At 35.7% G+C, this 13,022-nt stretch carries 14 protein-coding genes; all 14 read left to right on the forward strand.

Going from position 1 to position 13,022, the window contains the following annotated elements:
* A partial coding sequence (locus ABYK33_RS08615; protein WP_373032727.1) for a heavy metal translocating P-type ATPase occupies positions 1-1,006 on the forward strand: 1,006 nt, incomplete at its 5' end.
* A complete protein-coding gene (ccoS, locus tag ABYK33_RS08620) occupies positions 1,003-1,266 on the forward strand; it encodes a cbb3-type cytochrome oxidase assembly protein CcoS (protein ID WP_373032728.1) in 264 nt (87 codons plus the stop codon). The genes ABYK33_RS08615 and ccoS, both read left to right, overlap by 4 nt.
* Positions 1,267-1,320: 54 nt before the next feature.
* Positions 1,321-1,884 carry a YfaZ family outer membrane protein gene (locus tag ABYK33_RS08625; protein ID WP_373032729.1) on the forward strand — a complete coding sequence of 188 codons (564 nt, stop codon included), beginning with the start codon at positions 1,321-1,323 and terminating at the stop codon, positions 1,882-1,884.
* Between the two features lie 37 nt (positions 1,885-1,921).
* On the forward strand, positions 1,922-2,941 hold the full coding sequence (gene galE, locus ABYK33_RS08630; RefSeq protein ID WP_373032730.1) for a UDP-glucose 4-epimerase GalE: 1,020 nt from the start codon (positions 1,922-1,924) through the stop codon (positions 2,939-2,941).
* Entirely contained in the window at positions 2,941-4,323 is a 1,383-nt protein-coding gene (locus ABYK33_RS08635; RefSeq protein ID WP_373032731.1) for a phosphomannomutase/phosphoglucomutase, read from the forward strand. Before galE ends, ABYK33_RS08635 begins: the two co-directional genes overlap by 1 nt.
* A 131-nt stretch (positions 4,324-4,454) precedes the next feature.
* On the forward strand, positions 4,455-5,627 hold the full coding sequence (locus ABYK33_RS08640; RefSeq protein ID WP_373032733.1) for a nucleotide sugar dehydrogenase: 1,173 nt from the start codon (positions 4,455-4,457) through the stop codon (positions 5,625-5,627).
* Positions 5,628-5,637: 10 nt separating this feature from the next.
* Positions 5,638-6,645: an NAD-dependent epimerase gene (locus tag ABYK33_RS08645; protein ID WP_373032734.1), complete on the forward strand. Its 1,008-nt coding sequence runs from the start codon at positions 5,638-5,640 to the stop codon at positions 6,643-6,645.
* A 252-nt stretch (positions 6,646-6,897) separates the two neighbouring features.
* Positions 6,898-7,431 (forward strand): D-glycero-beta-D-manno-heptose 1,7-bisphosphate 7-phosphatase, encoded by a 534-nt coding sequence (gene gmhB / locus ABYK33_RS08650; protein WP_373032736.1) that lies wholly within the window; start codon positions 6,898-6,900, stop codon positions 7,429-7,431.
* Positions 7,432-7,454: 23 nt separating this feature from the next.
* The gene (gene rfaD, locus ABYK33_RS08655) at positions 7,455-8,471 is read left to right on the forward strand and encodes an ADP-glyceromanno-heptose 6-epimerase (protein WP_373032737.1); all 1,017 of its coding nucleotides are present in this window, start codon (positions 7,455-7,457) and stop codon (positions 8,469-8,471) included.
* Positions 8,464-9,897: a D-glycero-beta-D-manno-heptose-7-phosphate kinase gene (gene rfaE1, locus ABYK33_RS08660; RefSeq protein ID WP_373032739.1), complete on the forward strand. Its 1,434-nt coding sequence runs from the start codon at positions 8,464-8,466 to the stop codon at positions 9,895-9,897. The genes rfaD and rfaE1 overlap by 8 nt, the downstream gene beginning before the upstream one ends.
* Positions 9,891-10,460 (forward strand): D-sedoheptulose 7-phosphate isomerase, encoded by a 570-nt coding sequence (gmhA, locus tag ABYK33_RS08665; protein WP_373032740.1) that lies wholly within the window; start codon positions 9,891-9,893, stop codon positions 10,458-10,460. Before rfaE1 ends, gmhA begins: the two co-directional genes overlap by 7 nt.
* Positions 10,461-10,466: 6 nt before the next feature.
* Positions 10,467-11,405 (forward strand): glycosyltransferase family 2 protein, encoded by a 939-nt coding sequence (locus ABYK33_RS08670; RefSeq protein WP_373032741.1) that lies wholly within the window; start codon positions 10,467-10,469, stop codon positions 11,403-11,405.
* Positions 11,392-11,757, forward strand: a complete 366-nt coding sequence (locus ABYK33_RS08675) for a GtrA family protein (protein ID WP_373032742.1) — start codon at positions 11,392-11,394, stop codon at positions 11,755-11,757. Before ABYK33_RS08670 ends, ABYK33_RS08675 begins: the two co-directional genes overlap by 14 nt.
* Positions 11,758-11,947: 190 nt before the next feature.
* A partial coding sequence (locus ABYK33_RS08680; RefSeq protein ID WP_373032743.1) for an ArnT family glycosyltransferase occupies positions 11,948-13,022 on the forward strand: 1,075 nt, incomplete at its 3' end.

The following is a 13,022-nucleotide window of genomic DNA, read 5'->3' on the forward strand; positions in this document are numbered from 1 at the left end:
CACACCTATGGCAACCCTTGTAGGTATCAGTCTTGCAGCAAAAAGAGGAATTCTTTTTAAAGAAGCCTCTTTTCTTGAGACTATGGCAAAAAGTGACATACTTGCCTTAGACAAAACAGGTACCATCACTGAAGGTAAACCTTCTGTAGTAAAAGCAGACTTTTTTGAGGACTTTGATCCTTCATTACTCTATTCACTTGTGAGCACATCCAACCATCCTATCTCAAAAGGAATCAAAGTATATCTTGAAGACAAGCATGACATATTGGAAGCACTTACACTTGAAGAGATCAGCAGTATCGAAGCAAAAGGGGTAAAAGCCAGTTATCAAGACCAACAACTCCTTGGGGGTAATGAGGAACTGCTTCGCTCTTCAAATATAGCAGCTGATACAGATTCAGAAAATGCACTTTTCTTCTTTACTGTGAATAATACGCTTGTTGCACGTTTTGAACTGACTGATACCATTAGAGAAGGTGCAGCACAAGCCATACAGAACATCAAAAATTTAGGGGTTAAAGTAGTGATGCTTACAGGAGACCATGAGCAGAGTGCACAAAAAGTGGCAGCGCAGGTCGGGGTAGATGAAGTCTATGCAAAACTTCTCCCCCAAGAAAAATCAGGCATGATAGATAAGTTTCATCAAGAAGGACATGTTGTTGTGATGGTCGGAGATGGTATCAATGATGCTATTGCCCTTGCTTCTTCAGACATTTCTATAGCCATGGGTAATGGTGCAGATGTAGCCATTGGTGTAAGTGATATTGTACTTTTAGATGAAAAACCTGAGAGTATTTACGAATCCTATAAACTCTCACGTAGAACCTTTGGAGCAGTCAAAGAAAATTTAGGTTTTTCATTATTGTATAATGTCGTAGCTGTTCCACTGGCAATGATGGGATTTGTAAATCCTCTTGTTGCAGCACTCTCTATGAGTTTAAGTTCATTGGTAGTGGTAGGAAATTCCATGCGTATCAAACGCTTAAAATTTAAGGATAAAAAATGAATGAAAATATTGTTATATTGATGATAGGCGTATCTACATTTTTAGGTGCCATAGGTCTTATAGCTCTACTTTGGGCAGTGAGGACAGGTCAATTTGACGACCACAGTAAATTCATAGATGCTGTGCGCCACGACAATGAAGAAGACTTGCAGGATGCCGTTATGATGCAAGAAAAGAAAAAAGCATATAAAAAAGCACATAAAGAGAAGATGAAACAAGAAAAACTGGAGAAAGAAAGAAACTATAGACCTGCAGACTAAGAAGAATCAAGGAAATTATGATATTATTATATGAATAAATATTAAAGGTTTGCTATGTACTTCAAAAAACTCTTTTTAACCTCTATTTTCTCTCTAGGGATGCTTCATGCCCAAAGTAATGTCGGACTTAATATTAACGATGAAGACCTGGAAGTGCTTGCGTCTATAGACCTCAATGCTTTCACGTATTATTCAGACAGTACTTCATACCTTATAGATGCTTCTTACCTTCACACAGATGATGATGACTTGGTAACAGTAGGCATCAGTGGAGAAAGTACTTTTCAGGGGATAGAAGGACTTGCACTCGGATTTGGTGTAAAATCCGTTTTTGCCGATGACTTTGTTGCTCTGCCTCTCTTTGCAAAAGCGAGATATATGCTCCCCTTAAATTACAGTATCCCTACTACTTCCCTCTCTACAAGCTTGGCTTACGCACCTTCTGTACTCACTTTTAGTGATGGAGAAAGCTATACTGAGTTTAGAATGGAAGCAGATATGGAAATCATCACAAATATCCATCTCTATACAGGCTATCGTAATATAGACACAGAGTATGATCACCATGATAAAACATTCAATAACAGCTTTTATGGTGGAATGAAACTTAGTTTTTAGTGTTATACTTTCACACTTAAATTAAAAGGATCTTTTTATGCATATTTTAGTCACCGGTGGTGCCGGGTACATAGGATCTCATACATGTATCCTTCTTATCGAAGCCGGATATGATGTCATCGTTTTTGATAACTTTTCCAATGCATCAAAAGAGAGCATCAAAAGAGTAGAAAAGATTGTAGGTAAAGAGATCATCCTGATAGAGGGCGATATACGGAATAGGAATGATCTGCATTCTGTCTTTAATAGCTATAAGATAGATGCAGTCATTCACTTTGCCGGATTAAAAGCAGTTGGAGAGTCCGTAGCAGAACCTCTCAAATACTATGACAATAACATATATGGCACCATCGTCCTTTGTGAAATTATGGCAGAACATAATTGTAGATCCATTGTATTTAGTTCCTCGGCTACTGTCTATGGAGACCCCCATACCACACCTATAAAAGAACATTTTCCCCTCTCTACTACCAATCCGTATGGACGAAGTAAACTCTTCATAGAAGAAATGTTACGAGACCTTTACATTTCAGACAATACATGGAAAATAGTCTTACTCCGATACTTTAACCCTGTAGGTGCACATGCTTCAGGCACTATAGGGGAAGATCCTCATGGCATCCCCAACAACCTTATGCCTTTTATCGCACAGACTGCTGTAGGTAAACGTGAATACCTGAATGTCTTGGGCAATGACTATAACACGCATGACGGTACAGGTGTTAGAGACTACATCCATGTGATGGATCTGGCAGATGGACATGTCAAAGCTCTCAATAAAATCAACAGTTTCAACGAAGTGATGACCATAAACCTTGGGACAGGGAATGGTTACTCCGTACTTGATATGGTCAAAGCTTTTGAAAAGGCATCAGGTAAAAAAGTGCCTTATCAAATCGCTCCAAGAAGAGCGGGGGATATTGCAAAATGTTTTGCAGACCCTACATATGCCAAAGAAGTATTGGACTGGGAAGCGACACGAAGCATCAACGAAATGTGTGAAGACAGCTGGAAATGGCAATCAAATAATCCCAATGGATACAAGGAAGAGAAATAATGTCAGAGACGATAGAAAAAAGCATCTTTAGGGAGTATGATATACGCGGGATCTTTGAGAAAGAACTCAATGAAACATCAGTTAAACTCATAGGCTATTACCTGGGTCAAAAAATTGGTGGAGATAAAGTTGTTTCCATCGGTTATGATGCACGTTCCCACTCTCCCATCTTAAGAGACTACCTCACCTCCGGACTCAATGCTGCTGGATGTAAAGTATTAGATATGGGTATGGTAGCGACTCCTGTAAACTACTATAGCAACTATATTGATTTTGATGGGATGACCACAGATGCTTCCATTATGATCACAGGTTCACACAATCCCAGCGAATACAACGGTTTTAAAATGACCGTTGATAAAAGTCCCTTCTTTGGTGCAGATATCTATGCTCTAGGTGATGAGATCGTTGCACATCAAGATCTTATCATTGAAGATAATACGACAAAAACAAATATAGATGTAAAAACCCCTTATATCAATTTCATGGTCAAAGAGTTTGATCACCTTAAAAACTTCCCTCAGAAAATTGTGATAGACGGTGGTAATGGTGTTGCAGACACTGTCATAACAGACATCTTTGATGCTTTGAATTTTAAGTATACAGGTCTCTATCTTGAACCAGATGGTACTTTTCCGAACCACCATCCTGACCCCTCTGTAGAAAAAAACCTTCTAGATGTCAAAGCAGCTTTAGCTAAAGATGGAGACATCGCTTTTGCTTACGATGGAGATGCTGACCGCATCGCTGTACTGACACATAAGTACAACATCAAAGGGGACCAAATGGCACTGCTCTATGCCATGAAGATGGAGAATCCTACGGTGATCGGTGAAGTTAAATGCTCACAGGTCATGTACGATGAACTCGAACGTCGTGGGGCAACAGCCATTATGTATAAAACGGGTCACTCAAATTTGAAAGTAAAAATGAAGGAAACCGGTGCAGACCTGGCATGTGAAGTCAGTGGACACATCTTCTTTAAGCACCGTTATTTTGGTTATGATGATGCCATTTATGCCACGCTTAGAATGTTGGAACTCATTCATGATGGTATTGATATAGATAAAGAGATCGATGCACTTCCAAACGTTTTTTCTACAGAAGAGATCAAAGTAGAGACCACAGAAGAAGAGAAATTCGCTATCATTGATAAAGTCAAAGAACTTCTTCAAAACCCACCGGCGGACTTCCCTAAAATCCTAAATATCATTGATGTGGACGGTGTGCGTATTAACTTTGAAAAAGGATGGGGACTGGTTAGAGCAAGTAACACCACGCCTGTACTTGTCACACGATTTGAATCTACCGATGAAGCGTTATCAAAATTATATGAGTTAAAAGTCAATGCACTTATTCTGCAGGCAAAAAGCCTACTATAATCTAATGCTTCGTTAACGAGCCTTTAGCTATAATTTAAAAAATTGCAGGAACCCGTTCTTCATTGTGGTTCCACGAAAAGGTTTGTTAACGAGACAAATCACTTCGACTACCATAAAAGGAAAATAAGCTCATGAGTTACAAAATAGCCATCGCAGGTACAGGGTATGTTGGACTTTCAAACGGAATTTTATTGGCTCAAAATAATGAAGTCATAGCCCTGGATGTCATCCCAGAAAAAGTGGAGATGCTAAACAATAAAATTTCTCCTATAGAAGATGTAGAGATAGAAGCGTATTTAAAAAACAAGCCTCTAAATTTTAAAGCTACTCTGGATAAAAATGAAGCCTACAAAGATGCTGATTTTGTGATTATCGCTACTCCTACCGATTATGATCCTCAAACCAATTACTTTAATACAGACTTAGTCGAATTAGTGATCAACGATGTATCTAAGATAAATCCTGATGCTGTCATGATCATCAAATCAACGATTCCTGTTGGTTATACAAAAAGTATAAGCGAAAAACTGAACTGTAAGAATATTATCTTCTCACCTGAGTTTCTTAGAGAAGGGAAAGCCCTGCATGATAACCTTTATCCATCTCGTATCATCGTAGGTGAAAAAAGTGAACGTGCTAAAATCTTTGCAAACCTTTTAGCAGAAGGAGCCATCAAAAAAGATATTGATATCCTCTTTACAGGCTCTACCGAAGCAGAAGCAGTGAAACTGTTTTCAAATACTTTTCTGGCCATGAGAGTAGCCTATTTTAATGAACTTGACTCTTATGCAGAGACACATCACCTGGACAGCAAACAAATTATAGAAGGTGTTGGACTGGATCCTAGGATAGGTATGCATTACAATAACCCTTCATTTGGTTATGGCGGATACTGTTTACCTAAAGATACCAAGCAATTACGGGCAAACTATAAGGATGTACCAAACAGTCTCATTGGTGCCATTGTAGATGCCAACAGTATGAGAAAAGATTTTATAGCAGACTCTATCCTTAAAAAGAATCCCTCCACTGTAGGTATATATCGTTTGACCATGAAAAGTGGTTCAGATAACTTTAGGTCATCATCGATTCAAGGTATTATGAAACGTATCAAAGCAAAAGGTATCAATGTAGTGATCTACGAGCCTGTATTACAGGAAGATGCATTTTTTAATTCAAAAGTGATTAGAGACTTAGAAGAGTTTAAATCCATGTCAGATGTGATCGTAGCTAACAGATTATCAGATAATTTAAAAGATGTTGAAGAAAAAGTCTATACCAGAGACCTCTTTGGTAGTGATTAAAAGGTAAGACATGAAGATATTAGTAACAGGAACAGCCGGTTTTATCGGTTATCATTTGGCAAAAAAACTTCTTGAGCGTGGAGATGAAGTCGTTGGTATAGACAATATCAATGACTACTATGATGTGAACTTGAAGTACGGAAGACTAAAAGAACTAGGTATCGATCATACCAAAATAGAAGAAAATCAACCTTTGGTTTCCAGCACTTTTCCAAAACACACTTTTATCAAATTAGACTTAGCAAATAAAGATCAAATGAATGCCTTGTTTAAAAGAGAGAAGTTTGATGCTGTTTGTAGCCTTGCTGCACAGGCAGGAGTACGATATAGTCTAGAGAACCCTCATGCTTACATCGAAAGTAATATACAAGGCTTTATGAATATCCTTGAGGGATGTAGAGAGAATGGTATCAAAAACCTCTCTTATGCTTCCAGTTCTTCTGTCTATGGACTCAATAAAGAACAACCTTTTAAAACAAGTGATCAAGTCGACAAGCCTATCTCTATTTATGCCGCTACCAAAAAATCAAATGAACTTATGGCACACACCTATTCACATTTATTTGGTATCTCGACAACCGGCCTTAGATTTTTCACTGTGTACGGTCCATGGGGTAGACCAGACATGGCACCTATGCTTTTTGCCGATGCTATCCTCAATGACAGAGCTATCAAGATCTTTAATAACGGTGATATGAGTAGAGATTTTACCTATATCGATGATATTGTAGATGGGTGTATAAAAGTGATCGATAACCCTAATGAAAAAGATCTCTATCAAATCTATAATATCGGTAACAATGCGCCTGTACAGTTAATGGACTTTATCAAAGCGTTGGAGAATGCCTTAGAGAAAGAAGCAGAAAAAGAATATCTTCCTATGCAACCTGGGGATGTCAAATCAACCTATGCTGATGTAAGTGGTCTCATTGATGACTTTGATTATAAACCCGATACTTCCATTCAGGATGGTGTTAACAGCTTTGCCAAATGGTATAGAACGTTTTACCAGATCTAAAAATAGGAAATAAGAGTAGGTGTTGTTCTAAATTTCACTTTTATCCTTGTAAATATTAACGATATAGTATCTTCAAAAAGTGAATATACTCAATTTATATATTTTCTGATGGAGTTATAATATTTATACTAAACAGATGTGCTAACCCTCTATAAATCACTTATTTGATACAATAAACAACAATATAAAAGATGTTTATTCCTAATGATCATTCTTCACACTTCAATCAGACCTAAACGTAAGGTAACAAAAATGTTTGTACATAAAGCTCTTTTCCTTGATAGAGATGGAATTATTAATGTTGATCATGGCTATGTTCACGCTATAAAAGATTTTCAATTTACAGAAGGTATATTTGAACTCGCTTCTCTCTTTCAATCTTCAGGATATACACTTTTTGTAATAACCAATCAATCAGGTATCTCCAGAGGGTATTACAAAGAGGAAGATTTTAATGTTCTTACAGAATGGATGATCGAAACATTCAAACAAAACGATGTAAAAATTGAAAAAGTCTATTATTGTCCTCACCTGCCTAATGCAAACTGCCAATGCCGAAAACCAAATACCGGTATGATAGAACAAGCCACTTCCCAGTACTCCATTGACCTTGCACATTCTTGGATGATAGGCGATAAACAAAGTGATATAGACTTAGCACATAATGGACATATCTCAAATAGCATTGCCATTGGAGATGATGGCATTCAAAATGCTACATTACATTTTAAGACAATCCCTGAATGTCTAGAGTATCTACAAGAAAATCAAGGTAAAATATTATAATGTTAACAAGTAGGGTATAAATCATGAAATACACAGAGATGGATCTAAACAACAAAACAATTTTAATTACAGGTGGGGCAGGTTTTATTGGTGCAAATCTTGCTTTCCATTTTCAGGAAAACTATCCGAATGCTAAAATCGTGGTTTTTGACTTATTCAGAAGTGGCGAAACTTTTTCCAATGGTAACTTAAAAAGTTTTGGTCATTTTAAAAACCTACTTGGCTTTAAAGGTGAAGTTGTCAGTGGTAACATCAATGATCAAAAAGCCATTCAAAAACTAGAGAATGACTATAACTTTGATTATATTTTTCACGAAGCTGCTATTTCAGATACCACCGTACTAGAGCAAGACCTTATGATCAAAACAAATGTCAATGCCTTTAAAGATCTCCTTGATCTAGCAGTGAAGCATGGTGCTAATATGATCTATGCTTCATCGGCTGCAACCTATGGCGATGCTCCAAGCCCTCAAAAGCTTGGGACGGAGGCACCTAATAATGCCTATGGTTTTTCTAAGCTTATGATGGACAATATCGCAAAAGAGTATATGAAAACTCAAAATAAAATATCTATCGTAGGACTTAGATATTTTAATGTTTACGGTCCGAGAGAATTTTTCAAAAATAAAACTGCTTCAACAGTCATACAATTTGGACATCAACTCTTAGCAGGAAATACACCTAAACTGTTTGAAGGGTCAGATAAAATTTTAAGAGATTTTATTTATATTGAAGATGTCATTCAAGCCAATGTTCAAGCAATGCACCCAAAAAAGAGCGGTATCTTTAATGTAGGTACAGGAAAAGCACGTTCATTTCAAGATATCTGCAACATACTTCAAAAAGAATTAGGTCTTGACCTTGGTTCAGAGTATATCCCAAACCCTTATATCGGCCGATATCAGTTTCATACAGAAGCAGACATCTTAACTACACAAGAACTACTCGGTTACCAACCTAGATTTGAACTTGAAGAAGGTATCAAAGCATATATACCTGAAATAAAATCTATTTACAGTAGTGAAGTGTCTCATGGATAAGATCAGAGATAAAAAACCTCACATTGCGGTGATCGGTGATCTTATGATAGATCATTATATTTGGGGACAATGTGAACGTATTTCCCCAGAAGCTCCTGTACAGGTAGTAGAGGTCAAGAAAGAGAGCTCTGTTCTTGGTGGCGCAGGAAATGTGATCAACAATCTTATATCATTGGATGCATCTGTATCTGTTTATACAGTATTGGGGAATGATGATAATGCAGCGTATGTCGAGGGTTTATTAAACAGTGTAAATGCTACTTGTGAGACTATAATAAAACAAGATCATAGGATCACAAGCAAAAAAAGCAGGATAATCGCATCTAACCAACAGATCATACGTTTTGATGATGAAAGTAAAGATGATATCTCACTAAGTGCTCAAAGTAAACTACTAGAATCCCTTTCTAAAAATATTTTTTCCTATGATGCAATTTTACTTTCAGATTATGGAAAAGGTGTTTTAACTACTAATCTGACTCAAGATATTATTCAACTTGCTAATGCACATAACAAACCGGTCTTAGTCGATCCTAAAGGAAGTGATTACAGTAAATACAAAGGCGCTACATTACTCACTCCAAATAAAAAAGAAGCCAGTCTTGCCACAAAGATAGATATCATAGATGATGCTTCTCTTCTTCAAGCAGGTGTAAAACTTAAAAATGAAATAGCATTAGAATATGCCATCATCACTCTTAGTGAAGATGGTATCGCCATTTTTGATGACAATATGAATATTATACCCACCATTGCAAGAGAAGTATTTGATGTGACAGGCGCAGGAGATACTGTACTTGCATCATTAGGTGTAGCCATAGCATCAAATTTAAATATTCATGAAGCATGTGAATTTGCAAATAAAGCAGCGGCAGTGGTTGTTGCAAAAGTCGGTAGTGCCACAGTTACACTCAATGAGATTGAAGAGTATGAACACTCATTAAATAAAGGTCAAATAGAAAGTAAGATCAAAGATTTCAAGGCTATTGAACGTATAGTAACACGTCTTAAAACACAAAAACGTAAAATTATCTTTACCAATGGTTGTTTTGATATATTACATAGAGGGCATGCCACTTATCTACAAAAAGCAAAAGATCAGGGAGATATACTCATTGTTGGTGTCAACAGCGATGAATCCATTAAAAGACTCAAAGGGGAAGATCGGCCTATTAACAATCTTGAAGACAGGGCTTATCTTCTTGCAGCACTTGAAAGTATCGATTTTGTTGTCCACTTTTATGAGGATACACCTTATGAACTTATTAAAATTATAAAACCACATATTTTAGTCAAAGGTGCGGATTATAAAGGTAAGGAAGTTGTTGGATCCGATATAGCCGATGAGGTACAGCTTATAGAGTTTGTAGATGGTAAAAGTACAAGTAGTATCATAAAAAAAATTTCACAAGGAAGCATATGTTAGAGATGATAAAAGCAGAATTGAATGCACATAAAAAAACCATAGAAGATACTATAAATACTATGGTATTACCTATTTCAGAAGCATTAGAATTAACACATGAAACATTGAAAAATGGCAATAAAATTCTTTTATGTGGGAATGGAGGATCTGCAGCAGATGCTCAGCATATAGCTGCAGAACTTGCCGGGAGATATAAAAGTGAGAGAAAAGGCTTACCTGGCATCGCTCTTACCACTGACACTTCCCTTTTAACTGCAGTTGGAAATGATTATGGATTCGATAGAATTTTTGATAGACAAGTAGAAGCACTTGCAAGGAAAGGAGATTTACTCATCGGGATCTCAACCAGTGGAAATAGTAAGAATGTTTTAAATGCCTTGAACCTTGCAAGAAACATGGGCTGCAAAACTATAGGACTCAGTGGTAGAGGTGGTGGGATGATGAATGAATTTTGTGATATTAATTTAGTTGTCCCTAGTGATGACACACCAAGGATTCAAGAGATTCATATACTTATAGGTCATATCATTGCGCAAGCATGTGATGACCTAAATATTGAGTAGATATTAATGTTTTCAATAGTCATACCCGTTTACAACGAAGAAGAATCATTAGATGAATTAGTAAGTAAGATCAAAACTGCCGTAGTAGAACTTAATGTGCAGTTTGAAATACTTTTTGTCAATGATGGAAGTACAGATAATAGTCAAAAAGTGATAGATGATTTATCGTTGGAAAACAATAATATAAAATCTATTACCTTTCGTAAGAATTTTGGAAAATCAGCTGCTCTAAATGCCGGTTTCGAGCATGTAAAATACGACATAGTGTTTACAATGGATGCTGATTTACAAGATGATCCGATGGAGATACCTCGATTTTTGAAAGAGATTGAAGATGGATATGATCTAGTAACAGGATGGAAAGAGAATAGAAATGATCCAAAAGAAAAAACTATTCCATCTAAAGTCTTTAATGCTATCACTTCAAAAATGAGTGGATTAGAACTTAAAGATTATAATTGTGGCTTTAAATGCTATAGAAAAACTGTCTTGAATGAAGTTAATCTATATGGTGAGTTACATCGTTTTGTACCATTTCTTGCATTTAAAAAAGGTTTTAAAGTTCAAGAGATACCAGTACATCATCATGAGCGAAAACATGGTATTTCAAAATTTGGGTGGGAGCGTTATGCAAGAGGTTTCTTTGATCTTCTTACAGTAATATTCATTACTAATTATATAAATCGTCCTATGCATCTTTTTGGTGGAATTGGTTCTATTTTCTTTGGTGTTGGACTTGCATTATTTTCATATCTGTTTTTTGGTAGATGGATCTTTGGTGAATCTATTGGTTCCAGTCCTATCTTTTTAATTTCAATTTTTCTTTTAGGGTCTGGCATACAAATTTTTATCCTCGGTATGATTGCCGAATTGATAGTTCACAATAAAGAAAGGCAAAAGAAAAAAAGTTATTCTATCGAAAAGATGAATATTGAAAATAGTTAAATTTTTTTCTACTTCATTAGTTGCGACTGCTGCAGATTTTTTGATTTATCTATTTTTAGTTACTATCATATCCCCTGTCTTGTCACACTTTATCAGTGCAACTTGTGGTATGATTATTAATTTCATACTACAAAGAAAATGGGTATTTAATGCAACTAGAGAACTTAAGACATCATTTCTTTTATCTCTAATTTTCTCAATTGGAGGTATTATTCTTGGTGGATTTATCATTTATCTCTTGATTATGTTAAGTTTTTTTGAGCAAAATCCCATCTTTGCTAAAATTGTTGTCATAGGCATAATATTTATATATAATTATCAAACTAAAAAAATAGCCTTTGGGGACAGATAACATGCCATATTTTACTAATTTTGTAACTCAAAAATTTTCCATATTTATCTTTTCATATTTTATTTTACAAATTATTATTCGCCTATTCACGACAAATATAGCTGTTCTTGATGAATCTGAGCAAATTATGCTAAGTCAATATTTTGCTTTGGGATATAACGAGCAGCCACCTCTATATACATGGCTTCAAATGGGTGTTTTTAAGCTATTTGGAACCAGTATATTTGGATTGAGTTTACTCAAAAACGGGTTACTTTTTTTAACATATCTTTTTGTTTATAAGCTAGGAATGCTGTTGATGAATAGTAAGCTTAAAGCTTCATTGAGTGCCATATCATTGATGCTTATACCTCAATTAGTATGGGGTGCCCAGGTTGACCAAACCCATACCGTACTTTTAACTACAGCAACTGCAATTTCTATCTATTATTTTTTCAAGATCGCGCAGGAGGAATCTTCTTTATTAGACTTCATAATGTTTGGAGTCGCCATAGGCGTAGGTTTAAATGCAAAATACAATTTCCTATTGGTAGTCGTAGCACTTATCATTATTTCTCTTGTCATCAAAGAATTTCGTTCACGGTTTTATGAAAGAAGATTAATCTTCTCCATAGGAATTACCCTCCTAATGGTCCTGCCTCATTTCTTATGGTTTATCTCTCACTTAGAGATAGCAACAAATCGAACTATTGAGCGTATGAGTGCAGGAGACACTCAAAATAATATCATTAACTTTTTCAAGGGTAATTTTAGTTTAATTGTATCTACAATAGCTTTTTTAACACCATTTTGGATAGCATTTATTATTCTATTCAGAAAAAAGTTTTCTATTTCTTTAAATGATTATTCAAAATCTTTACTGCTATATATGATCATTGTTTTTCTCTTTTTGTTTGTGATCATTTTAATAAGTGGGTCAACGCATGTCAAGGAACGATGGCTTCAGCCTTATCTATTTTTGGTTCCACTTTTTTTATTTTTACATGTAAAGATCTTGCAGATAGATAAACAAGTCAATACCTTTATTTATTTATCTATTCTTGCATCTATTGTGGTTGCTCTTGTAGTTCTTATTAAACCATACACGATAGATCTTCGTGGTAAACCTTCAAGAGCTTCGTACCCATTTGAGCAATTATCGAAACAAATAAAAAATAAAATTCAAAGTAGCAAAAATGTGTTATTATATACTGAAGATAAATACATCGGTGGTAACCTTAAACTCTTTTTACCGGATACACTGGTTATTACACCATCTTTACCAA

The sequence above is a fragment of the Sulfurovum sp. genome, from assembly GCF_041562805.1.
Lineage (GTDB): Bacteria > Campylobacterota > Campylobacteria > Campylobacterales > Sulfurovaceae > Sulfurovum.

Excerpts from the sequence above, each read along its gene's own strand:
- galE (WP_373032730.1), top strand. The coding sequence starts at position 1,922 with ATGCATATTTTAGTCACCGGTGGTGCCGGGTACATAGGATCTCATACA.
- ABYK33_RS08670 (WP_373032741.1), top strand. The coding sequence starts at position 10,467 with ATGTTTTCAATAGTCATACCCGTTTACAACGAAGAAGAATCATTAGAT.
- ccoS (WP_373032728.1), top strand. The coding sequence starts at position 1,003 with ATGAATGAAAATATTGTTATATTGATGATAGGCGTATCTACATTTTTA.
- ABYK33_RS08640 (WP_373032733.1), top strand. The coding sequence starts at position 4,455 with ATGAGTTACAAAATAGCCATCGCAGGTACAGGGTATGTTGGACTTTCA.
- ABYK33_RS08625 (WP_373032729.1), top strand. The coding sequence starts at position 1,321 with ATGTACTTCAAAAAACTCTTTTTAACCTCTATTTTCTCTCTAGGGATG.
- gmhA (WP_373032740.1), top strand. The coding sequence starts at position 9,891 with ATGTTAGAGATGATAAAAGCAGAATTGAATGCACATAAAAAAACCATA.
- gmhB (WP_373032736.1), top strand. The coding sequence starts at position 6,898 with ATGTTTGTACATAAAGCTCTTTTCCTTGATAGAGATGGAATTATTAAT.
- ABYK33_RS08645 (WP_373032734.1), top strand. The coding sequence starts at position 5,638 with ATGAAGATATTAGTAACAGGAACAGCCGGTTTTATCGGTTATCATTTG.
- rfaE1 (WP_373032739.1), top strand. The coding sequence starts at position 8,464 with ATGGATAAGATCAGAGATAAAAAACCTCACATTGCGGTGATCGGTGAT.
- ABYK33_RS08635 (WP_373032731.1), top strand. The coding sequence starts at position 2,941 with ATGTCAGAGACGATAGAAAAAAGCATCTTTAGGGAGTATGATATACGC.
- rfaD (WP_373032737.1), top strand. The coding sequence starts at position 7,455 with ATGAAATACACAGAGATGGATCTAAACAACAAAACAATTTTAATTACA.